This window comes from Amycolatopsis sp. WGS_07 (assembly GCF_045278895.1).
Lineage (GTDB): Bacteria > Actinomycetota > Actinomycetes > Mycobacteriales > Pseudonocardiaceae > Amycolatopsis.
Map to the genome: position 1 here is coordinate 3432846 of NZ_CP136053.1, position 21984 is coordinate 3454829.

24 protein-coding genes are annotated in these 21984 nt (G+C 69.8%); 15 read left to right on the plus strand and 9 right to left on the minus strand.

Features of this window, described 5'->3' with window-relative positions:
• Positions 1–140 precede the first annotated feature (140 nt).
• Both RPX00_RS16330 and RPX00_RS16335 read right to left on the minus strand, forming a co-directional pair.
• Positions 141–320: a hypothetical protein gene (locus RPX00_RS16330; protein ID WP_406640371.1), complete on the minus strand. Its 180-nt coding sequence runs from the start codon at positions 318–320 to the stop codon at positions 141–143.
• Between the two features lie 149 nt (positions 321–469).
• Entirely contained in the window at positions 470–682 is a 213-nt protein-coding gene (locus RPX00_RS16335; protein WP_009072010.1) for a BldC family transcriptional regulator, read from the minus strand.
• Between the two features lie 362 nt (positions 683–1044).
• Here RPX00_RS16335 and RPX00_RS16340 point away from each other — a divergent pair, with 362 nt between their 5' ends.
• Genes RPX00_RS16340 through RPX00_RS16350 form a run of 3 tightly spaced genes read left to right on the plus strand, consistent with a single transcriptional unit; the run spans position 1045 to position 2893 of the window.
• A complete protein-coding gene (locus RPX00_RS16340; protein ID WP_406640372.1) occupies positions 1045–1518 on the plus strand; it encodes an Lrp/AsnC family transcriptional regulator in 474 nt (157 codons plus the stop codon).
• An 11-nt stretch (positions 1519–1529) separates the two neighbouring features.
• Positions 1530–1820 (plus strand): DUF4229 domain-containing protein, encoded by a 291-nt coding sequence (locus RPX00_RS16345; RefSeq protein WP_378301247.1) that lies wholly within the window; start codon positions 1530–1532, stop codon positions 1818–1820.
• Positions 1817–2893: a PLP-dependent cysteine synthase family protein gene (locus RPX00_RS16350; protein ID WP_406640373.1), complete on the plus strand. Its 1077-nt coding sequence runs from the start codon at positions 1817–1819 to the stop codon at positions 2891–2893. The genes RPX00_RS16345 and RPX00_RS16350 overlap by 4 nt, the downstream gene beginning before the upstream one ends.
• Here the strand turns inward: RPX00_RS16350 and RPX00_RS16355 are convergent.
• On the minus strand, positions 2871–3518 hold the full coding sequence (locus tag RPX00_RS16355; protein WP_406640374.1) for a TetR family transcriptional regulator: 648 nt from the start codon (positions 3516–3518) through the stop codon (positions 2871–2873). The two genes, RPX00_RS16350 and RPX00_RS16355, sit on opposite strands and share 23 nt — an antisense overlap.
• 105 nt (positions 3519–3623) lie before the next feature.
• On the opposite strand from RPX00_RS16355, the gene RPX00_RS16360 reads away from it, so the two are divergent.
• Complete coding sequence (locus RPX00_RS16360; protein WP_406640375.1) at positions 3624–5063, plus strand: aldehyde dehydrogenase; 1440 nt, start codon at positions 3624–3626, stop codon at positions 5061–5063.
• 154 nt (positions 5064–5217) lie between these two features.
• On the opposite strand, the gene RPX00_RS16365 is transcribed toward RPX00_RS16360, so the two are convergent.
• Positions 5218–5886, minus strand: coding sequence for an alpha/beta fold hydrolase (locus RPX00_RS16365; protein WP_406640376.1), 669 nt, complete (start codon positions 5884–5886; stop codon positions 5218–5220).
• Between the two features lie 86 nt (positions 5887–5972).
• Between RPX00_RS16365 and RPX00_RS16370 the strand changes: the two genes are divergently transcribed.
• Positions 5973–6749, plus strand: coding sequence for an AraC family transcriptional regulator (locus tag RPX00_RS16370; RefSeq protein WP_406640377.1), 777 nt, complete (start codon positions 5973–5975; stop codon positions 6747–6749).
• Here the strand turns inward: RPX00_RS16370 and RPX00_RS16375 are convergent.
• The 3 genes from RPX00_RS16375 to RPX00_RS16385 are packed head-to-tail and all read right to left on the minus strand — an operon-like array spanning position 6746 to position 9738.
• Positions 6746–7615 carry a 1,4-dihydroxy-2-naphthoate polyprenyltransferase gene (locus RPX00_RS16375; protein WP_406640378.1) on the minus strand — a complete coding sequence of 290 codons (870 nt, stop codon included), beginning with the start codon at positions 7613–7615 and terminating at the stop codon, positions 6746–6748. The genes RPX00_RS16370 and RPX00_RS16375 overlap by 4 nt on opposite strands.
• Positions 7616–7661: 46 nt before the next feature.
• Entirely contained in the window at positions 7662–8801 is a 1140-nt protein-coding gene (gene menE, locus RPX00_RS16380; RefSeq protein WP_406640379.1) for an o-succinylbenzoate--CoA ligase, read from the minus strand.
• 13 nt (positions 8802–8814) lie between these two features.
• On the minus strand, positions 8815–9738 hold the full coding sequence (locus RPX00_RS16385) for a 1,4-dihydroxy-2-naphthoyl-CoA synthase (RefSeq protein WP_378301236.1): 924 nt from the start codon (positions 9736–9738) through the stop codon (positions 8815–8817).
• Positions 9739–9834: 96 nt separating this feature from the next.
• On the opposite strand from RPX00_RS16385, the gene menD reads away from it, so the two are divergent.
• From menD to RPX00_RS16410, 5 genes are all read left to right on the plus strand, one after another.
• Positions 9835–11511: a 2-succinyl-5-enolpyruvyl-6-hydroxy-3-cyclohexene-1-carboxylic-acid synthase gene (gene menD, locus RPX00_RS16390; protein WP_406640380.1), complete on the plus strand. Its 1677-nt coding sequence runs from the start codon at positions 9835–9837 to the stop codon at positions 11509–11511.
• Positions 11512–11543: 32 nt separating this feature from the next.
• Positions 11544–11888 carry a hypothetical protein gene (locus tag RPX00_RS16395; protein WP_406640381.1) on the plus strand — a complete coding sequence of 115 codons (345 nt, stop codon included), beginning with the start codon at positions 11544–11546 and terminating at the stop codon, positions 11886–11888.
• 91 nt (positions 11889–11979) lie between these two features.
• Positions 11980–13485 (plus strand): M1 family metallopeptidase, encoded by a 1506-nt coding sequence (locus RPX00_RS16400; RefSeq protein WP_406640382.1) that lies wholly within the window; start codon positions 11980–11982, stop codon positions 13483–13485.
• A gap of 55 nt (positions 13486–13540) precedes the next feature.
• Positions 13541–14200, plus strand: a complete 660-nt coding sequence (locus RPX00_RS16405; RefSeq protein ID WP_406640383.1) for a hypothetical protein — start codon at positions 13541–13543, stop codon at positions 14198–14200.
• Between the two features lie 9 nt (positions 14201–14209).
• Complete coding sequence (locus RPX00_RS16410) at positions 14210–14668, plus strand: DUF3592 domain-containing protein (RefSeq protein ID WP_406640384.1); 459 nt, start codon at positions 14210–14212, stop codon at positions 14666–14668.
• 411 nt (positions 14669–15079) lie between these two features.
• On the opposite strand, the gene RPX00_RS16415 is transcribed toward RPX00_RS16410, so the two are convergent.
• Entirely contained in the window at positions 15080–15919 is an 840-nt protein-coding gene (locus RPX00_RS16415; protein WP_406640385.1) for an inositol monophosphatase family protein, read from the minus strand.
• A gap of 224 nt (positions 15920–16143) precedes the next feature.
• Here RPX00_RS16415 and RPX00_RS16420 point away from each other — a divergent pair, with 224 nt between their 5' ends.
• Positions 16144–17214: a glycosyltransferase family 1 protein gene (locus RPX00_RS16420; RefSeq protein ID WP_312878653.1), complete on the plus strand. Its 1071-nt coding sequence runs from the start codon at positions 16144–16146 to the stop codon at positions 17212–17214.
• A 3-nt stretch (positions 17215–17217) separates the two neighbouring features.
• The gene (locus RPX00_RS16425; RefSeq protein ID WP_406640386.1) at positions 17218–18321 is read left to right on the plus strand and encodes a glycosyltransferase; all 1104 of its coding nucleotides are present in this window, start codon (positions 17218–17220) and stop codon (positions 18319–18321) included.
• A gap of 6 nt (positions 18322–18327) precedes the next feature.
• On the opposite strand, the gene RPX00_RS16430 is transcribed toward RPX00_RS16425, so the two are convergent.
• Positions 18328–18786: a MarR family winged helix-turn-helix transcriptional regulator gene (locus RPX00_RS16430; RefSeq protein WP_406640387.1), complete on the minus strand. Its 459-nt coding sequence runs from the start codon at positions 18784–18786 to the stop codon at positions 18328–18330.
• A 90-nt stretch (positions 18787–18876) separates the two neighbouring features.
• Here RPX00_RS16430 and RPX00_RS16435 point away from each other — a divergent pair, with 90 nt between their 5' ends.
• The 3 genes from RPX00_RS16435 to RPX00_RS16445 are packed head-to-tail and all read left to right on the plus strand — an operon-like array spanning position 18877 to position 21530.
• The gene (locus RPX00_RS16435; RefSeq protein ID WP_406640388.1) at positions 18877–19524 is read left to right on the plus strand and encodes a DUF4386 domain-containing protein; all 648 of its coding nucleotides are present in this window, start codon (positions 18877–18879) and stop codon (positions 19522–19524) included.
• Between the two features lie 10 nt (positions 19525–19534).
• Positions 19535–20224, plus strand: coding sequence for a demethylmenaquinone methyltransferase (locus tag RPX00_RS16440; protein WP_406640389.1), 690 nt, complete (start codon positions 19535–19537; stop codon positions 20222–20224).
• A gap of 10 nt (positions 20225–20234) precedes the next feature.
• Entirely contained in the window at positions 20235–21530 is a 1296-nt protein-coding gene (locus RPX00_RS16445) for a geranylgeranyl reductase family protein (protein WP_406640390.1), read from the plus strand.
• The last annotated feature ends 454 nt before the right edge of the window (positions 21531–21984 follow it).

Genomic DNA, 21984 nt, shown 5'->3' on the forward strand with positions numbered 1-21984 from the left:
ACCCGCGCAGACCCCGCAACCACAACCCGAGATCGCGCTGGTTTCTGGACTGAGCGATTTCGACGGCCCCCGGGCCGGCGAAATCGGGAGGAAGAAACCAGCTCCTCGGCGATCTCGGCGCCCCGGCGGAGCCGGGGCAATCAAACACCGTCGTCTGGGCGTTTGCGCTGCTGCTCGGAGAGCTTGCGCAGGAATTCGGGATCGTCGTCGGGAGCGACGGCCGGTCGGCGTTGCGGGACGCTGATCCGCTGCGCGCCGAGTGCCCGCCACAACAGAACGGCGATGGTGATCGCACCCACCGCTGCGAGCAAAGGAATCATGCCCGGGTCCTTCCGTCGTGCTGGCTCCCCAGGTTAGCCGCAATCCGGCCGGACCGGGTGGACCTGGCCCGGAACGCGGCGAAGGGTCGTGACCGGCAAGGAAGCACCCTTGCCAGTCACGACCCTTCGGCGTGTGCGAAACCCGCGGTTCAGATCTTGCGGGTCGGCTCGCTCGCGTCCGTGGTGAGTTCGGCCAGCAGGTCGTTCACCTCGGACTCGCGGAACCTGCGGTGTCCGCCCGGGGTCCGGATCGAGCCGATCCGGCCAGCGGTGGCCCAGCGGGTCACGGTCTTCGGATCCACCCGGAACAGAGCGGCCACCTCACCCGGGGTGAGCAACCGTCCGCCCATGGTTGCGGTCATTTTCCGCCTCCTTAACGCCCAACTTGCTATACCGGGGGCATCGGGCGATTTCGCCCGTCGCGCCCGGGTGGCCAACGCCGCAATCGTGGCACTTCACCCGTCGGGTACTCGAACGGTTGTCCTTGGGTAAAGAGCCCTTAAAGTGCAAAAGGGACATAACTCAGCAGATTCTCAGGATCGCTCAGGGCCCGTTCACGCCTCGCTGACCAGGCATTTTCCGACCGACTGCGGCGCGATCTGGGTAAAGAACAGGCAAAGGCCGAGTCGTGGCGGCTTCCGGCGCTGAGGTTGCTGTGACGCACGAGACAATCCGGGACCTACCGGGATGAGCCGGTCGCGGGCGCGCGCCGCATAATGAGCCAGTGGATCAGCTGGACCGGAAGATCATCGCCGAGCTGCGGGCCAACGGCCGGGCTACCTACGCCGACCTCGGGCGGACGGTGGGGCTCTCCGCGTCGTCGGTGCACGAGCGCGTCGGCAAGCTCGAGGCCGCCGGGGTGATCACCGGGTACCACGCGATGGTCGACCCGAACACGGTCGGCCTCGGCGTCACCGCGCTGGTCGGCATTCATCCCACCGACACCGCCACCGACGAGGACGTCGCGGCCGCGCTCGGCGAACTGCCCGAGGTGGAGAGCTGTTACGCGGTCGCGGGCGACGAGGCCTTCGTGGTCAAGGTGCGGGTTTCGACGGTGGACGAGCTGGAGATCAGCCTCGGCCGGTTGCGCCGCATCCCCGGCGTCGGCCGCACCAATACGACGGTGGTGCTCTCCACCCGCTTCGAGGGCCGCCCCAACAACGCGGGCCTGGACGAAGACCCGGCGACCGGGGCGTAGCCTGTTTCGGTGTGAGCGAGACACCGGACCATCTGCCCCGTGACCTGACGGTGTACTTGATCGCGCGGTTCGCCCTCGTGGCCGCGGTCGCGGTCGTACTGTCCCTGGTCGGCGTGCCGCTGCTGGTCTCCTTGCTGATCGGCCTCGTCGTCGGCCTCCCGCTTGGCCTGCTGCTTCTGCGCGGCCTGAACCAGCGCGTGACGGCCGGTCTGGCCAAGCGCAACGAATCCCGTGCGCGCGCTCGTGCCCAGCTGCGTTCGCAGCTGCGCGGCGAGACCTCGGCCGACGATTCCGCAGCATGAGTAAAACGCACAGCCGGGCCTGGGTCCGCGAAGCCGTCCGCATCATCGAGGCCGACGCCAACCGCAGCGCGGACACCCACCTGCACGTTTTCCCGCTGCCGCCGGAATGGGGCATCGACCTTTACCTGAAGGACGAGTCGGTGCATCCGACCGGCTCGCTCAAGCACCGGCTGGCGCGTTCGCTGATCCTGTACGGCCTGGTCAACGGGCACATCGGCCCGGACACCGTGCTGGTGGAGGCGTCCAGCGGGTCGACCGCGGTGTCCGAGGCGTACTTCGCGCGGATGCTCGGCCTGCGGTTCGTGACCGTCGTGCCGCGGCGGACCAGCAAGGAAAAGATCGCGCTCATCGAGTTTTACGGCGGCGAGTGCCACTACGTCGACGCGGCCCCGGCGATGTACCCGGAGGCCGAGCGGCTGGCCGCCGAGTGCAACGGGCATTACCTCGACCAGTTCACCTACGCCGAGCGCGCGACGGACTGGCGCGGCAACAACAACATCGCCGAATCGGTGTTCGCGCAGATGCGCGCCGAACGCCATCCGGTGCCGTCGTGGATCGTCGTCGGCGCGGGCACCGGCGGGACGAGCGCGACGTTCGGCCGGTACGTCCGGTACAAGCGGCACACCACGAAGATCTGCGTGGTGGACCCGGAAAACTCGTCGTTCTACGGCGCTTGGGAAACCGGCGCGGCGGACTACGCGACCGGGATGCCGTCGCGGATCGAAGGCATCGGACGGCCGCGCTGCGAACCGTCGTTCGTGCCCGGCGTGATCGACGAGATGTTCCAGGTCCCCGACGCCGGCTCCCTCGCCGCGATCCGGTTGCTGCGGGAGCGCACCGGGCACTGGGCGGGCGGGTCGACCGGGACCAACCTGTACGGCGCGTTCCAGCTGATCTCGCGGATGCTGGCGGACGGCCAGGCGGGTTCGGTGGTGACGCTGCTGTGCGACGGCGGCGAGCGGTACGCGAACACGTATTACTCGGACGACTGGCTCGGCGAGCAGGGGATCGACCTCGCGCCGTATCGGGCGCGGTTCGACGAATTCCTGCTCACTGGCCGGTTCGACGCCTAGCTTCCTGGTAGCCCAGCGTCAGCACGACGATCAAGCGGCGCAACCGGTCCTCGAAGTCGAGGCGGGAGCCGGCCAGGCGGGGGTCCTTGACGGCTTCTTGGACGGCTTCGTTCGGGTGCGCCAGCGGCCACATCCCCGCGGTGAACATGAAGATCGCGGACGACAGTTCTTGCGCGGTCTCCGCGGAAAGACCGGGCAGCGCGGCGTGCAGCAGGTCCGCGGTGCGGGCGTTGTGCTTCGCCGACCGCAGCTTGTAATCCCGCGCGATCTCCGTCGAGACGTTCCGCTCTAGCACGTTCGCCAGCACGCTGATCAGCTCGCACAGCACCGGTCGCGTCGCGAGTGAGCGGGCGAGGGTCGCGGCGACCTCCGACAGGTCGCCGTCCAGGGTGAGCGAATCGAGCCACGCGCCGCGAGCGCGGTCGAGCACCTCCAGGTAGACGGCCTCCCTTGTGGGGAAGTAGCGCGCGACGTTCGACGCCGACAGCCCTACCCGGCGGGCCAGTTCGCGCATGCTGATTTCGCCGACGGACGACTCCGTCATCAGCTCTTCGGCCACGTCGAGGATCGCCTCGCGGCGGGCTTCCACCTGCTCAGGACTGCGGGCGCGCTGGAATTCGGACACGTCCCGCAGTGTAACAGGACACTGCTCTCTTGATAAAAGAACGGTGTCCTGTTAACTTCGAGAACAAGAGAGCAGTGTTCCGTTAACCCCTGGCAGGAGATCCCGATGCGCACTTACGACCAGCTCTTCCTCGGCGGCCGCTGGACCGAGCCCGCGACGACCGACACCTTCGAAATCCGCTCGCCGCACGACCGTGCGCTGGTGGGCACCGCGCCGAAGGCTTCGGCCGCCGACGTCGATCGCGCGGTGGCGGCGGCTCGGCGAGCGCTCGAACCGTGGGGGAGAACTCCGCTGGCCGAGCGGCTACGCCTGGTCGAGCGGTTCAACGAACTGCACGCCGCGCGGGCGGACGAAATCGCCGAGCTGATCACCGCGGAGAACGGCTCGCCGAGCTGGTTCACCGGCTGGACGCAGCACAACCTCCCGGAGCGCACGGCCGCGTGGCTCAAGACGGCGCGCGAGTTCTCCTGGGAGGAGACGCTGACCGACGAGACGGGCAACCGGACGATCGTGCGCGCGGTGCCGGTCGGCGTGGTGGCGGCGGTGATCCCCTGGAACTCGCCGCATTCGGCCGCGCTGGTGAAGCTGATCCCGGCGCTGCTGGCCGGCAACCCGGTGCTGCTGAAGGCGGCGCCGGAAACCGCGCTCGACGCGATGGTGCTGGCGGAGATTTTCGAGCAGGCTGGTTTCCCCGAGGGCGTGGTGAGCGTGTTCGCGGCTGATCGCGACGTGAGCGAGCACCTGGTGACGCACCCCGGCGTGGACAAGATCTCGTTCACCGGCTCGACGGCGGCCGGGCGGCGGATCGCGTCGCTCGCCGGGCAGCAGCTCAAGCGGGTGGGGCTGGAGCTGGGCGGAAAGTCCGCGGCGATTGTGCTCGCGGACGCGGACCCGAAAACCGTCGCCGAGGGGATCCGCGGCGCGACGTTCGCCAACAACGGCGAGATGTGCGTGGCCCACACGCGGATTCTCGCGGCGCGCGAGCGGTACGCCGAGATCGTGGCCGCGCTCGCGGAAATGGCCGACGGGCTCGTGGTCGGCGACCCGGCGAAGCCGGACACGTTCGTCGGGCCGATCGTGCGGCCGGACCAGTACGAGCGCGTGCGGTCGTACCTGCGGCTAGGCGTCGAGGAAGGGGCGCGGATCGCGGCGGGCGGGGCAGAGCCGCTCGCGGATCCCGAGCTGGCGAACGGGTTTTACGTGCGCCCGACGGTGTTCGCCGACGTCACGAACGACATGCGGATCGCGCGGGAGGAGATCTTCGGGCCGGTGCTCGTGGTGATCCCGTTCGACACCGAGGAGGAGGCGATCCGGCTCGCGAACGACTCCGATTACGGCCTCAGCGGTGGTGTGTGGACGGCGGACGCGGAGCACGGTGCCGAGATCGCGCGGGCGGTGCGTACGGGCACGTTCCACGTCAACGGCGCGCCGCGACACGGCAGCGCGCCGTTCGGCGGGTTCAAGGCCAGCGGGGTCGGCCGCGAGTACGGCTTGCACGGGCTGGCGGAGTTCGTGGAGTGGCAGGCGATCGCGGCGGGCCGCTAGAACGACCGCGCTCAGCGCCCGCCCAAGCCAGCGTCGCCAAGCCGGTGTCGCGCAAGGGCCGGGATCAGCTCCCGGCCCTTGCCGCCAACCGCCTTGATCGGCTTCGGATGAATGGCTCGGCGAGCTGGGGATCGACCTCGCGCCGGTTCGGCGGCTAGCTGTCCAGCAGTTTCGCGACGCCTTCCGGATCCTCGTACATCGCGTTGTGGCCGGTGGGGAGGACGTGGACCTGCCATCGCGGGTCGGCTTCCAGCCGGGTGCGGAGGCCGGTGAACGGAGTGGCATCCCAGCCGGAGCAGTAGACGAACTCGCGCCGGGGAACCTTGTCGAACTCGCCGGTGAGCTGGATCGTCTGGAGCAGCGAAGCGAGCGGATGGGGGCGGCGGCGGTGATCCCGGCCATCGCGTTCGGGCGGGCGGACGGCGTAGCCGGTGTCCGTGGCACCGGCTACGAAGGCCTGCCGATACGCCTCAGAGGTCGATGACCAGCACGAATTGCCGTCGCTGGGCACGTAGCCGTCGAGATGCACTACCCGGGAAACCCGACCGCCGGCCCGGTCGGCAGCGGCGGCGATCACCAGCCCGCCGTAGCTGTGGCCCACGAGCGTCACGTCGGTGCCGCCGATGCGGTCGAGGAGTGTCGTGACGTCGTTGGCGTGGGTGTCGAGGTTCGCACTCGCGACCGTCGCGGCGTCGTCGTCCGGCCGCAGACCGGTCAGGGTCAAGGCGTGCACGGTGTGTCCGGAACGCTCCAGCAACGGCGTCACCGGGTCGAACACCCAGCCGCCATGCCAAGCGCCGGGCACGAGAACGAACGTCGACATGCGTTTCTCCCTCAAGCTGCATCAACTTTTCGAGAGAAAGCCTTTCAAGAACTCTGGATGACTCGTTAACGCTAGAATGCCAACTGATGCCCATTCCCCGCCAAGCCAGTGCGACGTCGTATCTGTGGCCTTCCGGCGGCAGGCACCTTTGGCCGTCCGGCGAAACCAGCGAGGTGCAGACGCACGAGCGGGGTCACCTGGTCTACGCGGCGCGCGGCGTTCTCGTCGTGCAGACCGAGTACGGCACGTCGCTCGCGCCTGCCAACCGAGTCGCTTGGACACCCGCGGGGTTCCCGCATTTCCACCGCGCTCACGGCGATACCGACATCCGGATTGTCTTTCTCGCGCCGTCGCTGGCCCGGCTCGTCCCGGACCGGCCAGCGGTGTTTCGGACTTCCGGCCTTGCTCGCGAGGTTCTGCTCGCGCTGACCGGGCCGCGCAATTACGAGGGCACCGGCTACCGCGGCTCCGCGCGTGCTCGCCTGCACCGGGTCCTCGTCGACGAACTCCGCGAAGCACCCGACCCGCCACTGCAGTTGCCCGCGCCGCGAGACGACCGGCTGCGGGCGATCGCCGAGAGACTGCACGAGAACCCGGCGGACAACGCCACCCTGGCCGAACTCGGGAAGGCGATCGGAGCGAGCGCGCGCACCCTCAGCAGGCTGTTCCACCACGAACTCGGCATGACCTTTTACGAGTGGCGCACCCAGCTCCGCGTCTACCACGCGCTGGTGCTGCTCGCCGACGGGCACGACATCGTCCGCACGGCCTACGCCTGCGGCTGGGCCAATCCCAGTGGGTTCATCGCGGCGTTCACCGCCATCATCGGGACCACGCCGGGCCGTTATCGAAGCGGCCGTTAGACCGCCAGCGCGACCGCGCTCAGCACCGCCCAGGCCAGCATCGCCATGCCGGTGTCGCGCAGCGCCGGGATCAGCTCCCGTCCCTTGCCGCCCCCGCCGACGGCCTTGAGCGGCTTCAGCAGCAGCGGCGCGGTCACGAACGCGATGAACAGCAGCGGGTGCCAGATCCCCATCAGCACGGTGAGCGCGTACGGCACCGTCACCAGCGTCAGGTACAGCTTTCGCGTGCCGCCGTCGCCCATGCGGGTCGCGAGGGTGTGCTTGCCGGACTCGATGTCGGTGGGGATGTCGCGGAGGTTGTTCGCGACCAGCACCGCCATCGAGAACGAGCCGACCGCCACGGCGCAGCCCAGCGCGTCCCAGCTGACGCGGCCGGCCTGCACGTAAACCGTGCCGAGAACGCCGGCCAGGCCGAAGAACACGAAGACCGCGATCTCGCCCAAACCGTAGTAGCCGTAAGGCTTTTTGCCGCCGGTGTAGAACCACGCGCCGAGGATGCACAGCGCGCCCATCGCGAGCAGCCACCAGTATCCGCTCAACGCGACGAGCGTCAGGCCCAGCACGCCGGCCAGGCCCAGCGAGGTCAGCGCGGCGCGCAGCACGGCCTTCGGGTTCGCCGCGCCGGAGCCGACGAGCCGCAGCGGGCCGACGCGGTGTTCGTCGGTGCCGCGGATGCCGTCGGAGTAGTCGTTGGCGAAGTTCACGCCGATGATCAGCGACAGCGCGACCAGCAACGCGAGCAGCGAACGCCACCAGGAGAATGCGTCGAGCGCGATCGCCGCTCCGACGCCGGCCACGACCGGGGCGATCGCGTTGGGCAGCGTCCTCGGCCGCGCGCCTTCGATCCACTCACTGACTGTCGCCATGGCTCCATTCAACGCCATGCGATCTTCACCCGTTCGGTGAACCCGCTCAGTGCGTCCGGAGGGCGGCGACCACTGCCTGCCGATCGATCTTGCCCGGTCCGCGCAAGGGGAGCGCGTCGACGAACTCGATGCGTTTCGGGGTCGCGGCGGCACCCAGTTCGGCGCGGACCGCGGCACGCAGCGCGGCTTCGTCCGCGGAGGCCACCACCATGGCGACGACCGCCTCGCCCCACTGGGGATCGGGAATGCCGACGACACAGGCATCCCGCACCCCGGGCTGGGCGCCGAGCAGGCGTTCGATCGCGGCGGCGGACACCTTGACCCCGCCGGTGTTGATCACGTCGTCCGCGCGGCCCAGCACCTCGACCCGGCCGTCGGGCAGCAGGCGGCCGCGATCGGAGGTGCGGAAAGAGCCGTCCCGGAACGACTCCGCGGTCAGTTCCGGAGCGAGCCGGTAGCCGTGCGACAGCACCGGGCCGGAGATCCGCAGCCGCTCGTCGGCGTCGGGTTCCACACGCACGCCGTCGAGCGGAATGCCGTCGTAGACGCAGCCGCTGGCGGTCTCGCTCATGCCGTACGAGGGAACGATCCGCACGCCTTCCTCGGCAGCCTGAGCACGCAGTTTCGGCGACGTGGCGGCGGCGCCAAGGATGATCCCGTCGAACGCCTTCGCGGCGGCCAGGCCAGCGCCGCCGTCGTCGAGCAGCCGGACTAGCTGGGTCGGCACGAGCGCGGTGTAGCGCGGTCCGTTCTCCGCGAGCACCGGCGCGGCCGCGGCGGCGAACTCGTCCGGGCGGAAGCCGGTGCCGGTCAGGAAGGCCGGTTTCGTCCCCGCCAGCCGCGCCCGGATCAGGACCTGCAGGCCGCCGATGTAGTGCGCGGGCGTGGCGAGCAGCCAGTGTCCGGGGCCGCCGAGCCGGGCGTGCGTGGCCGTCGCGGACGCGGTGAGCGCGCGAGGGGAGAGCAGCACGCCCTTCGGCGCGCCGGTGGACCCGGAGGTGGCGATCACCACGGCGGTGTCCGGCTCGACCGGCTGCTCCGGGGCCATCGCTTCGAGCAGCGCCGGGGCCGACGGATCCGCCGAGTTCAGCGGCAGCACCGCCGGGCCGCCGTCGAGGGCGGACGCGAGGGCCGCGTCGAGGGCGGTCAGCGCGTCGGCGCTGCCGTCGAGCCACACCACGTGCACTGGGACGCCCTTCTCAGTAGTAGTACGGGTAGTCGGTCCAGTCCGGGTCGCGCTTTTCCAGGAACGCGTCGCGGCCTTCGACGGCCTCGTCCTGCATGTACGCCAGCCGGGTGGTTTCGCCGGCGAACAGCTGCTGTCCGACGAGCCCGTCGTCGATCGCGTTGAACGCGTACTTCAGCATCCGCTGCGCGGTCGGCGACTTGCCGACGATCGTCCAGCCCCATTCGAGCGCGACCCGCTCCAGCTCGGCGTGCGGCACGACCTCGTTGACCGCGCCCATCCGGTGCATCTGCTCGGCGGTGTAGTCGCGGCCGAGGAAGAAGATCTCCCGCGCGAATTTCTGCCCGACCTGCCGGGCGAGTCCGGCCGAGCCGTAGCCGGCGTCGAACGAGCCGACGTCCGCGTCGGTCTGCTTGAACCGCGCGTGCTCGGCCGAGGCGAGGGTGAGATCGCACACGACGTGCAGCGAGTGCCCGCCGCCCGCGGCCCATCCGGGCACTACGGCGACCACGGGTTTCGGCATGAACCGGATCAACCGCTGCACCTCGAGGATGTGCAGCCGCCCCGCTCGCGCCGGGTCGACCGTGTCCGAGGTCTCCCCGCTCGCGTACTGATACCCGGACCGTCCGCGAATACGCTGGTCACCGCCGGAGCAGAACGCCCAGCCGCCGTCCTTCGGCGAAGGGCCGTTGCCGGTGAGCAGGACGCACCCGACGTCCGAACTCATCCGGGCGTGGTCGAGCGCCCGGTACAGCTCGTCGACGGTGTGCGGACGGAAGGCGTTGCGGACCTCCGGACGGTCGAAAGCGATCCGGACCACCCGTTTGCCGGAGCGGGCCTCACGCGAGCGGTGGTAGGTGATGTCGGTGAAGGAGAACCCTTCGACCTCGGACCAGGCGGCGGGGTCGAACAGCTCGGAAACTCGGGCGTCATCCACGTTTGGGAGAATAGGACCTGTGGACATGATCGCTGTGCCTGATGCCGCCTCACCCGATGAGGGCCAGCCGGACGGCGCGCACGCGGAGGTCCGCCGGTGAACCCGTCCACCGCGCAGGCCAGGGTCATCGTCGACGAACTCGTCCGCAACACCGTTTCGCACGTCGTGCTGTGTCCAGGATCTCGCAACGCGCCGCTGTCCATCGCGCTTTACGACGCGGCCGCTTCCGGACGGCTGAAGCTGCATGTCCGCATCGACGAACGGGGCGCGGCCTTCCTCGCGCTCGGCATCGCGGCGCGTACCGGCCGTCCAGCCGCGGTGGTCTGCACCTCCGGCACCGCGGCGGCGAACTTTCACCCGGCCGTGCTGGAGGCCGACCGGGCGGGCGTGCCGCTGATCGTGCTCACCGCCGACCGTCCGCCGGAGCTGCGTTCCGCGGGCGCGAGCCAGGTGATCAACCAGTACGAGCTGTACGGCGACGCGGTCCGCTACTTCGACGAGCTGGCCGTCGCCGAACGCCGTGCCGGCCAGAACTCCTACTGGCGCAGCCAGATCTGCCGCGCGTGGAACGCCGCGTACGGCGAATGGCGCTGCGGTCCGGTGCACTTGAACATCCCGTTCCGCGAGCCGCTGGTACCGGACCTCGACGATGACGGCGAGTGGTACGAATCGCTCGAAGGCCGCCCGGACGGCGAACGCTGGACCGAGCTGCCGGACTTCGGCGCGCTGCCCTCGTTCGTGGTGCCGTCGGCGCGGCACGGCCTGGTGATCGCGTGCGACACCGGCGCGCAGGCGGCCAGCGAATGGGCCGAACAGCACGGCTGGCCAGTGGTTTCCGAGACCGGCGGGCTCGGCCTGTCCGGCGCGACCGCGATGTCGTCCGGTGCCTGGCTGCTCGGCGTCGAGGAGTTCATCTCGCGGCACCGTCCCGAGCAGGTGCTGTGCCTCGGCCGTCCGACGGTGTTCCGGCAGGTGCAGAAGGTGCTGTCGGATCCCGAGGTCGAGGTGCTGCTGGTGCGCCCGGATTCGGACTGGCCCGCTCCCGCGCACAACGTCCGCCAGGTGGGGCAGTGGTTCGCCGAACCGACGAAGCCCGCCGACCCGGAGTGGCTCGCGAGCTGGCAGCGCGCGGACGCGGCCGCCAGCCAGGCGGTTTCCGCGGCGCTGGCCGCCGAGCCGTGGCCGAGCGGCGTGCGGGTGGCCACTGAGCTGGTCGACGCGCTGCCGGAAGGCGCGCTGCTGGTGGTCGGTTCGTCGAACCCGACGCGAGACGTCGCGCTGGCCGGGCGGCTGCGTCCGGACGTTCTGGTGCACCGCAACCGCGGCGTCGCGGGGATCGACGGCACGGTGTCGACGGCCATCGGCGCGGCCACCGTGCACCGCGCGCCGTCGTACGCGCTGCTCGGCGATCTGACCTTCCTGCATGACGCGTCCGGCCTGCTCACCGGGCCCGCGGAGCAGCTGCCGGACCTGACGATCGTGGTGCTGAACGACGATGGCGGCGGCATTTTCTCGCTGCTGGAACAGGGTGCGCCGGAACACTCGGCGAGCTTCGAGCGCGTCTTCGGCACGCCGCACGGCGCGGATCTGGGCGCGCTCTGCGCGGGTTACCGGGTGCCGCACGTCGTGGCTGAGACGGTCGAAGAGTTTCGTGCCGCGCTGCGGCCAGCGCCGGGCCTTCGGGTGGTCGAGGTCCGGGTCGACCGGGCGCAGCACCGGAATCTCCACTCGCGGCTGAAGTCCGCGGTCGCGGAAGCGGTGGGGACGGTTTAACCGGCGGGGGCCGGTCGAAAATGGGGGATTTCGTGAACGAGGCGGACCTGCGCCCGCGCGGCCGGTGGGCCTGGTTCAGCGCGGCGGTGGCGGCGCTGGCCCTGGTCGGGCTGGTGTGCTCGTATTTCTCGTCGTTCCTGGTGATGGCCAGCGACAGCTGTTTTGCCGGGGACAGCCGGGCCATCTGCAGCGCGGCCGGGCAGCAGACGGTCGCCTCGCTGCCGTGGGTCGGCTGGTTCGCCGCGATCGCCGGGTCGTTCGCGATGGCCGGGCTGGCCGTGCGGCGCGGCTGGGGGCCGTGGCCGGGCCTGTACGCGGGCCCGATCCTGTACGGCATTCCGATCGCCGTCGCGTGGTGGATCGCCGAATCCGGGTGATCTTCCCAGTGGGTAAGAACCCGTCCTTCGGACGTACCTGTGCGGTGCCCACGTGGCTACGTTCGGTCGCATTGGCCACCTTGGAGGAACAATGCGATCGAGAACTCGGGCCGGGATCGGGGCGGTTGCGGCTGGAGTCGCGACGGTGCTGCTGGCTGGCACCGCTTCGGCAGCACCGGCACCGGGCTCGCCGGGTGTCGGCGACCCGTACTACCCCAACGCCGGCAACGGCGGCACCGACGTGCAGCACTACGACATCCGCGTGAGCTACCAGCCGGAGACCGACGTCCTGTCGGGCACCACGACGCTGCTGCTCACCGCGACGCAGGACCTTTCGCGGTTTGATCTGGACTTCGCGCTCAAGGCGTCGAAGGTGCTGGTGAACAACCGGCCGGCGCAGTTCACCAACCAGAACGGCGACGGCGAGCTGGTGATCACCCCGGCGCAGCCGCTGCTCAAGGGCCAGTCCGCGACGGTCGTCGTGAGCTACTCCGACAGCCCGTCGACGGAGAAGGTCGGCGGACTGAACACGTGGAAGAAGGGCGCTTTCGGCGCGCTGGGCGTCGACGAGCCGCAGAGCGCGCAGTGGTGGTTCCCCTCCAACGACCACCCCACCGACAAAGCGACTTACGACGTGTCGATCGAGGCCCCGGACGGCCTCTCCGCCATCACGAACGGCACGCTCGTGCGCAAGACCAAGAAGCGCGCCGGCTGGACGCGGTGGAACTGGCGCAGCACCAAACCGCAGGCGACCTACCTGACGTCGTTCATCGTCGGCAAGTACGACGTGGTCCAGTCCACCACGCCGGACGGCAAGCCGTTCATCACCGCCTACGGTTCGGATCTCGGGGAATCCCTCGACGCGGCCAAGGCGAGCGTGGAACGGACGCCGGAGGTCAACGAGTTCCTGGCGTCGCAGTTCGGGCCGTATCCGTTCGAGGCCGAGGGCGGGGTCGTGACCAGCGGGATCACCTTCTCGCTGGAAAACCAGACCCGGCCGACCTACGGCGCGCGCAACTTCGCCGCCGGTGCCAACACGACGCTGATCGCGCACGAGAACGCGCATCAGTGGTTCGGCGACAGCGTTTCGCTCGGCAAGTGGAGCGACATCTGGCTCAACGAGGGCTTCGCGTCCTACGCCGAGTACCTGTGGACCGAGCACCAGGGCGAGGGCACGACCGCGGAACTCGCGCAGTACGCGTACGACTCCTACGCCGCCGACAACCCGTTCTGGCAGGTCCTGCCGGGCGACCCGAGCGAGCCGAAGCAGTTCGACCGCGCGGTGTACGACCGGGGCGCGATGGCCGTGCAGGCGTTGCGCACCAAGGTCGGCGACGAGGCGTTCTTCGCGATCCTTCAGCAGTGGCAGGCGGCGAAGGCCGGTAAGGCCGCGGTGATCCCGGAGTTCGTGGCGCTCGCGGAGAAGGTGTCGGGCAAGCCGCTGCAGGAGCTGTTCCAGACCTGGCTGTTCACCAAGGGCAAGCCCGCGGTTGGTCCTAATGGGACGGTCACGGCTTTCGCCGCGCACGCGAAGCCGAAGGGCTGGGACCAGATCCAGGCGACTCACCGCGCGCTGGCGGAGGCTGGCGGGCACTAATTCGCTTGCATGGCTGCGGGATCCTGAAGAGTTCCGCTCTCTGAAGGAGGATTCGGTGGCCATGAAAGTGCGGGCGCAGCTCCGCCACGCCCGGCTCGACGGCCGGGAGTGGCGGGTGCTGCGCCCTGATCCTGTTCTGGATACCGCGGTGCTGTACGAAAACGACCGGTATCCGCAAATGTGCGTCGACCGCCGCGCGGCGTACCGGATCGGGGTGCTGTGGCTGCTGGCCGCGCGGTCCCGGCACACGGTCATCCATCTGCCGTTGCGCGCTGGCCGGACTCCCGCTGAGCCGGAGTACACCGGTCGTCCGCTGGATCTCGTGCTGAGCCAGCACACCGCGCAGCTGCGGGCCTCGCACTGGCCGCGGCTGAGGGCGGCGCTCGGCCCGGCCCGTCCGCATACGGTGCGGATTCCGGCTGATCGACGTCCGGCGGAGTGGCCGCACTGGCGGACCCGGGACCGGCTGTACGACCGGATCCACGCCGACACGATGTTCCTGACCGGCAGTGCGGCGGTCTTCCGGTACACGGCGGAGTACATCTTCGACCTCGCGTTCCGAGCCCCGGGTTCGGCTCCCGGGGAGGAAACGCCGCACCATGCATGTTCGGAGCTGCATTGGTCGGCTGGAGCGCTGGTGAACACGTACTGCTTTCACGTGCTTTACCGGGCGCACTGGCTGCCGCGTGCCGGGCTGGTCGGCGCACCCGACTAAACTCTCGGTGTGGCAGCCAGGAGTGTGAAGGCGCGGCGGATCGCATGGTTCGCCGTGTTGGGCGTAGCTGTGCTGCTCACAGTGATGTGCGTGAGCCTGGTGTTCGCCGCGTTCCGCAACGACAGCGCGATCGAAGCGCACCTGGGCACGGCGAACGCGACGGTCGAGTCGGTGGCCTTCGACCGCACGATCATCCAGTACCAGACCCCGGACGGCATCGTGCACAGCCCGGCCACCGGGGTGCTGTACCCGTCGGGCCTCGGTGCCGGCCAACTGGTGGCGATCGAGTACGACGCGACCAACCCGGACCTGACGAGGGTCGCGGGCCGGACGGCGACGCTGACGCTGCTGCCGGTGGGCCTGACGGTGCTGATCACGTGGCTGGTCGCGGGACCGTCGCTGTGGTGGCTGCGGAGGCTGATCAAACGGGATCAGCCCGCTCCGGAGCCGGTGCCCGCGAAGGTCTGAGTACGCGCCCTCGTCGCATGGCCGACAGGTGCCTTGCCCAGCCAGCGGCGGACTTGGCGCGCTCAGCTGGCTGACTGCTACCGTCTCCCTCCCAAGTCTTCTGTATCCCGGGGCTTGCCCCGAAACCAGATCCACGCATATCGAACTGCTTGCGGGGTCAGAAGTTGTTTGCGCTCATTCTCGGGATCATTTGCCTGACTTTGCTGATCCTTGTCTGGCTGACCTACCGGTACGATCGGCCTCTCTCAGTCGCATGGGGCCGCTTCAAACTCACTGCCCCACGACGCAGCGACTCCTCGCTGCACGCGCCCCGCACCTCCGAAGGCGAGCTTTCGCCTCCAGAGTCGTAGCCGTGGTCCGCTGTGAGGGGGACCACGGCTACTGATTCGCTCAGGGTTCCCCTCACGGACCTCAGGTACCGACGGTCGCCGTCTCCTGCCACCAGCCGAGCACCTCGTCGGCGACCCCCGGAGCGGCCACCAGCAGCCCGTCCGTCGGCAGCGCGGTGTCCTCCCCGTGCTTGTCCAGCACCACCGCACCCGCCTCGATCGCCATCGCGACCGAGCCCGCCACGTCCCATTCGTGGTAGCTGTGCAGTACCGCAGCGGCCGCGTGGCCCAGCGCGACCTGCGCGATCGACAACGCCGCCGAGCCAAGCACCCGCACTCCGGCATGCGCGGCCGCCGCTCGTTCGATGAACTCGCCCATCCCTGGCCACGGGCCTTTCCGCGCCAGCTCCGTGCAGACGATCGCCCCGGCGGTACCGGCGCGGTCCACCAGTTTCAGCGGTTTTCCGTTCGCTCGGGCACCACGACCACGGGCGGCGGCGTAGATCTGCGCCCGGTACGGGTCCGCGACCACGCCCACCACGGGGCCGCTCGCGTCGACCAGGGCGAGGCTGTAGGCGCACCACGGCACGCCGGCGACGTAGTTCGCGGTGCCGTCCACCGAGTCGACCACCCACCGGTACTCCGCGACGTCCGCGCCGTGGTCGGCGCCGAATTCGTGGCCTACCACCGGGATTCCGGGGAACTCCGCGGTCAGCACCCGGCGGGTGTGCCGCTCCAGTATCCGGTCGGTGTCGGTGACCCAGTCGAACGGCGAATCCAGCGTCGCCGGGTGCGCGCCGCGGCCCGCGGTCGCGGTGATCACGTCGGTGGCGTCGTTCGCCAGCCGCCCGGCTACCTCGAGTGCTCGGGAGAGCAGCCCGGGTTCCACGGGCCGCGACGGCCTGGAGGACAAGAGGGTCATGCCTGCTTAGTCTGGGCGTTCCTGGTGTCCGGGACGCGACCGGAAGATGACATGTCGTCGCGAATTCTTCGACGGCCGGCGCCCGGACGCGGACGCTGCGGAGTGTTTCGCCACCGTTGGCCGGTCGGTTACGCGGGATTGGCCCGCCTCGCCTGCGGTTTTGCGACAGTGACGCGGTGCGAGTCGCCATAGTCACCGAAAGTTTCCTGCCCCAGGTGAACGGCGTGACGAACTCCGTGCTGCGGGTCGTCGAGCACCTGGTCGAGTCCGCGCACGACGTGCTGGTCGTCGCGCCGGGGCCGGGCCCGGCGAGTTACCGCGGCGCCCCGGTCGTCCGCATTCCGGCGCTGGATTTCCCCGGCGTGAACTCGCTGCCGATCGGCCTGCCGACGCGCACCGTGCTGACCGCGCTGGCCGATTTCGGCCCGGACGTCGTGCATCTGGCCTCGCCGTTCGTGGTCGGCGCGCGCGGGCTCGCCGCGGCAAGACGGCTGCGGGTGCCGTCGATCGCCGTCTACCAGACCGACATCGCCGGATTCGCCACGTCGTACGGCTTCGGCATCGGCGCGCGAGCCGCGTGGCGCTGGGTGCGCCGCCTGCACTCGCGAGCCGACCGTACGCTCGCGCCGTCGTCGGACTCGATCGAACAGCTGAAGCTGCACGGGGTTCCGCGCGTGCACCGCTGGGCGCGCGGCGTCGACATCAGCCGGTTTTCCCCGGCGCACGCGGATCCTGCGTTGCGCGCGGAACTCGCGCCGAACGGCGAGCTGCTGGTCGGTTTCGTCGGACGGCTCGCGCCGGAGAAGGAGGTCGACCGGCTGACCGTGCTGGCCGGGATGCCGGGCGTGCGCGTGGTCGTCGTCGGTGATGGGCCGGAGCTGCCGGCGTTGCGGGAACGGTTGCCTGGCGCGGCTTTCCTCGGCGCGAAGTACGGCGACGAGCTGTCGGTCGCGTACGCGAGCCTCGATGTCTTCGTACACACCGGCCCGCACGAGACGTTCTGCCAAGCGGTGCAGGAGGCGATGGCGTCCGGGCTACCGGTACTCGCGCCGGACGCGGGCGGGCCCAAGGACCTCGTGCTGCCGGGCCGGACCGGCTACCTGCTGCCCGCCGATCGCGAATCGTTCGGCCCGGCGCTGGTTTCCAAGGTCGATGACCTGCGTGACGCGGCGTTGCGCGCGAGGCTGGGCGAGAAGGCGCGGAAAGTGGTCTTGGGCCGGACGTGGCCCGCGGTGTGCCGGGAGCTGGTCGGGCACTACGAAGCGGTACAGGGCCGAGTCGCGCGTGCGGCTTGAGCCATGCACATCGTCCAGCTGGCAAACTTCTACGGACCGCGGTCCGGCGGGCTGCGGACCGCGCTGAACCACCTCGGCGCGGGGTACGTCGCGAGCGGGCACCGGGTGACGCTCGTCGTGCCGGGGCGGCGGTACGCGGTGGAAACCCTGCCGACCGGGGTGTGCCGGTATTCGTTGCCCGCCTTGCAAATTCCCTGCACCGGCGGCTATCGCGCGGTCGATCCGCAGCGGGTTCGCGCGGTGCTGCGACGGCTGGAGCCGGACCGGCTGGAGGTGTCCGATCGGCTGACGCTGCGGGGGATGGGCGTCTGGGCGCGGCGGAACGGCGTGCCCAGCATGGTGATCTCGCACGAGCGGCTGGACCGGTTGCTGGAGCAGTTTTTGCTGCCGGGGACGATGGCCCGGCACGTCGCGGATGTCGCCAACCGGCGGATGGCGGCGTCGTACGACACGGTGGTGTGCACGACGGCCTTCGCGCACGCGGAGTTCGAGCGGATCGCCGCGCCGAACGTCCGGCGGGTGCCACTCGGAGTCGACCTGGCCACCTTCGCGCCGTCGATGCGTGATTCCGGCTGGCGGCTGGCCTTAGCCGGCGACGCGGACGCGTTGATTGTCCATTGTGGTCGGTTGTCGCCGGAGAAACACGTTGAGCGGAGCGTGGATACGGTCGCCGAGCTGACTGAGTCCGGGGCGCGGGTACGACTGGTGATCGCGGGGGACGGGCCCCGGCGGCGGGCGTTGGAGCGGCGCGCCCGGGGGTTGCCGGTGACGTTCCTCGGCTTCCTTTCCGGGCGCGGCGAGGTGGCTCGGTTGCTGGCCAGCGCGGACGTTTCGCTGGCGCCTGGGCCGCATGAGACGTTCGGGCTGGCGGCGTTGGAAGCGCTTGCTTCGGGGACGCCGGTGGTGGTTTCGGCGTCGTCTGCGCTGCGGGAGATCGTGCGGCCCGGGTGCGGGGCGGCGGTCGACGACTACGCGCCAGCGTTTGCCAATGCGGTGACTGGGCTGCTGGACAGCCCGGAGGAGCTTCGGCGAGCGGCCGCGCGGGCCCGGGCGGAGGAGTTCGCTTGGCCGAACTCGGTACGCGGGATGCTGGCCGCGCTCGGCTGACCAGCGTCAGCCGCGGTAGCCGGGGTGGACGCCCGGGGCGAGCCCGCGATCCGCGGCGACCCGGCCGAGCAGCCCGCGCAAGGTGGCGCGTTCCTCTGTGGACAGTGCGGCCATCATCTCGTCCTCGTGCGCCGCAGCGGCTTTCGCCAGTGCGGCCATCGTTTCCTGGCCCTTGTCGCTGAGGAAGACCGCGTAGAGACGGCGGTCTTGCGGATTGCGGCGGCGTTCGATGAGGCCCTGCTGCTCCAAACCGTCGACAAGGGCGACCAGCCGGGTCGGCGGCGTGCCCAGTTCGGCGGCCAGCACCTGCTGGCTCTCGCCGGGGCGGCGCGCGATCGCGCGGAGCAGGCCGGTCTGCGGCGGCGTCAGGCCGAGGTCGGCGATCCGTTCGGCGAATCGCTCGGTCGCGTGCGCGCCCAGCTGGGCCAACAGGAAGGCGCTGCCGAACGCCGGAGGTCCTTGCATGCCCTGAACCGTATCGCTTGACAATCCATTACGCCAGTGTAATCGTTCTAGCATTGAAACTAACTGACCTGGAGGTTTGCCATGACAACCATGACTCGTACGCAGGGTGGCCCGCCGCTGCTGGCCCCGGCGCTGGCGTTCGGGGTGCTGACCGTCGCGTCGGCCGTGCTCGGCGCGGCGGGGACCCGGCCGGACTCAGGCGCGGCTGAGGTCGCGGCGTACATCGGCGGCAACCGAGGGGTCGTGCAGCTGCTCGCGTTCGCGGTGTTCGGGGCGTCGATTCCGCTGGTGGTTTGGGCTGCGACGGCCTATCGCAGACAGCGGCGGCTCGGGGTCGCGGCACCGGGCGCGGTGATCGGGCTGACCGGCGGCGTGCTGTCCGCGGCCGCGCTCGCGATGAGCGGCCTGATCACCTGGACGGCCGCGCAGGCCAGCGACTCCCCGGCGGTGGCGCGGGCGTTGACCAGCCTCGCGTTCGCGTCCGGCGGGCCCGGGTTCGTGGTGCCGCTGGCGTTGCTGATCGCCGGGATCGCGGTGCCCGCGTTGTTCCTGAAGCTGTTGCCGCGCTGGATGCCGATCGTGGGTCTGGTGGTCGCCGCGGCCGCCGTCCTCGCCTCGCTTTCGTTGCTGACTCCGGCGCTGTATCCGCTGATCCCGGTGGGCCGGTTCGGCGGGCTCCTCTGGCTGATCGCCGCCAGCGTCCTGCTCCCGCGCGACCGCGCGGCACGGACGGACTAATCTCGGACCCATGCCCCGAGCGAGCCTGGACAAGGATCCGCACGAAGTCGCCGCGATGTTCGACGGCGTCGCGTCCGGTTACGACCGGGCGAACTCGTTCATGACGTTCGGGTTCGACCGGCGCTGGCGCACCACCACGGCGCGCGTGCTGGACGCCAAACCGGGGGAGAAGGTGCTCGACCTGGCGGCGGGCACCGGGGTGTCCACCGTCGAGTACGCACGCGGCGGCGCCTGGTGCCTCGCCGCCGACTTCTCCGTCGGGATGCTCAAGGCGGGCCTGCACCGCAAGGTGCCGATGGTCGCGGCGGACGCGATGCACCTGCCGTTCGCCGACGACAGCTTCGACGCGGTCACGATCTCGCTGGCGCTGCGGAACTTCGTGGACACCAAGGGCGCGCTCACGGAGATCCTGCGGGTGGTCAAACCGGGCGGCAGGCTGGTGATCTGCGAGGTGTCGACGCCCACCTTCGCCCCGATCCGGTTCATCTACCGGCGGTTCATCCTGAAGCTGCTCACCTGGGTCGGCAGCCGGTCCTCGACGAACCCCGAGGCCTACTCCTACCTGGCCGAATCGATGCTCGCCTGGCCCGATCAGCGCGGGCTCGGCGAGATCATCGCGAGTGCCGGCTGGACCGAGGTGGAGTGGCTGAACCTCACATTCGGCGTCGTCGCGATCCACCGGGCGCGCAAGCCTGCCTAAACTCGGCGGCATGACGACTTCGCGCCGCCACAGCTCAGACCACGACGCTGAAGTGATCGTGGTCGGGGCGGGCCCGGCTGGTTCGACCGCGGCCACCTACCTCGCCCGGGCGGGCGTGGACGTGCTGCTGCTGGAGAAGACCGAGTTCCCGCGCGAGAAGGTGTGCGGGGACGGGCTCACGCCGCGCGGGGTCAAACAGCTGATCGACCTCGGGATCGACACCAGCGAGGACGCGGGCTGGGTGCGCAGCCGCGGCCTGCGGATCCTGACTGGCGATCTGACGCTTGAGTTCGACTGGCCGGACCTCACCGACTACCCGCCGTACGGCGTTTCTCGTACTCGGCAGGACTTCGATGACCTGCTGGCGAAGACCGCGGTGAAGGCTGGGGCGCGGTTGTACGAGCGCACGACGGTCACCGGCGCGATCACGAACGCGTCCGGCCGGGTGGTCGGGGTGGAAGCGAAGGTCGGGCCGGAGAAGACGCCGGTTAGTTACCGGGCTCCGTTGGTGCTGGCTTGCGACGGGGTGTCGGCGCGGCTTGCGTTGAGCGTGGGGATCGACAAGAACGAGAAGCGGCCGATGGGGGTCGCTGTGCGGCGGTATTACAAGAGCCCGAAGCACGATGACCCGTTCATCGAGGGGCATCTGGAGCTGTGGGACCGGTCTGCTCCGCGCGATCCGAAGCTGCTGCCTGGGTACGGGTGGGCGTTTCCGCTTGGCGACGGGACGGTCAACGTCGGGCTCGGGATGTTGTCGACGTCGGCGTCTTTCCGGAACACCGATTACCGGGCGTTGCTGCGGCAATGGCTCGACAGCACGCCCGAAGAGTGGGGCTACCGCGAGGAAAACGCGATCGGCAAGGTCGGCGGGGCCGGGTTGCCGATGGGGTTCAACCGGACTCCGCACTATCGCGACGGCCTGCTGCTGCTGGGGGATGCGGGCGGGATGGTGAGCCCGTTCAACGGGGAAGGCATCTCGGCGGCGATGGAGTCAGCGCAGCTCGCGGCTGAGGCTGTGGTGCAGGCGCTGGCTCGGCCGGAGGGGCCGTCCCGGGAGCGGGCGTTGGAGGGGTATCCGCGGGCTGTCGGCGAGCTGATGGGTGGGTATTACCGGCTTGGGAATGTGTTCGCGAAGTTGATTGGCAAGCCGAAGATCATGCACGCGGCTACTAAGTATGGGTTGCGGGTTAATAAGATTCTTCCCTTGGTGTACAAGGGGCTTTCCGGGTGTTATGACGCTCGTGGTGGGGATGGGGTTGATCGGTTGATCGCGGCGTTGGCTCGGGTTACGCCTCGTCCTCGGTAGTTGTCGGCTCGTCGCCTGGCGGCGACCTTGCCTCGGGACTTGAGTGGGGGCACCCCGAAGCCCGATTGTGACTACGGCGCGGGGGTGCTTGTCAAGGCGGGAAAGATGCCTTGACAAGCACCCCCGCGCCGCGTTTTGGCTTCGTATCGGGGTGCGGGGGAGTGTGGGTGCCTTGGCGGGTGGGTGCGGTGGTTACCCGGGTGGAGCAATGGTTGTCCGGCCGGTCAGTGTGTTACGTCACAAGATCGAGTCCGGGCGGCGGGGGCTCTTGGTTCTTGAAGAGGCCTTTACCGCTGGTCTTGGGATTGCGGGTGGGGGTGGGCCTGGGGATCGCCGGGGGCAGGTTAGGGCCGCCTTAGTCCATAACCCCTCGGGACAAGAGTGTGACTCACGTCCTACACTCCCCCCATGCTTTGTGAATCGCTTCACAACCGCGACGAGTGGCTTGTGAACT

What these genes read in the sequence shown, in the direction of transcription:
- RPX00_RS16335 (WP_009072010.1), bottom strand. Translation starts at nt 682, where the DNA reads ATGACCGCAACCATGGGCGGACGGTTGCTCACCCCGGGTGAGGTGGCC.
- RPX00_RS16425 (WP_406640386.1), top strand. Translation starts at nt 17,218, where the DNA reads ATGCACATCGTCCAGCTGGCAAACTTCTACGGACCGCGGTCCGGCGGG.
- RPX00_RS16445 (WP_406640390.1), top strand. Translation starts at nt 20,235, where the DNA reads ATGACGACTTCGCGCCGCCACAGCTCAGACCACGACGCTGAAGTGATC.
- RPX00_RS16375 (WP_406640378.1), bottom strand. Translation starts at nt 7,615, where the DNA reads ATGGCGACAGTCAGTGAGTGGATCGAAGGCGCGCGGCCGAGGACGCTG.
- RPX00_RS16330 (WP_406640371.1), bottom strand. Translation starts at nt 320, where the DNA reads ATGATTCCTTTGCTCGCAGCGGTGGGTGCGATCACCATCGCCGTTCTG.
- RPX00_RS16440 (WP_406640389.1), top strand. Translation starts at nt 19,535, where the DNA reads ATGCCCCGAGCGAGCCTGGACAAGGATCCGCACGAAGTCGCCGCGATG.
- RPX00_RS16370 (WP_406640377.1), top strand. Translation starts at nt 5,973, where the DNA reads ATGCCCATTCCCCGCCAAGCCAGTGCGACGTCGTATCTGTGGCCTTCC.
- RPX00_RS16400 (WP_406640382.1), top strand. Translation starts at nt 11,980, where the DNA reads ATGCGATCGAGAACTCGGGCCGGGATCGGGGCGGTTGCGGCTGGAGTC.
- RPX00_RS16430 (WP_406640387.1), bottom strand. Translation starts at nt 18,786, where the DNA reads ATGCAAGGACCTCCGGCGTTCGGCAGCGCCTTCCTGTTGGCCCAGCTG.
- RPX00_RS16365 (WP_406640376.1), bottom strand. Translation starts at nt 5,886, where the DNA reads ATGTCGACGTTCGTTCTCGTGCCCGGCGCTTGGCATGGCGGCTGGGTG.
- RPX00_RS16360 (WP_406640375.1), top strand. Translation starts at nt 3,624, where the DNA reads ATGCGCACTTACGACCAGCTCTTCCTCGGCGGCCGCTGGACCGAGCCC.
- RPX00_RS16350 (WP_406640373.1), top strand. Translation starts at nt 1,817, where the DNA reads ATGAGTAAAACGCACAGCCGGGCCTGGGTCCGCGAAGCCGTCCGCATC.
- RPX00_RS16435 (WP_406640388.1), top strand. Translation starts at nt 18,877, where the DNA reads ATGACTCGTACGCAGGGTGGCCCGCCGCTGCTGGCCCCGGCGCTGGCG.
- RPX00_RS16415 (WP_406640385.1), bottom strand. Translation starts at nt 15,919, where the DNA reads ATGACCCTCTTGTCCTCCAGGCCGTCGCGGCCCGTGGAACCCGGGCTG.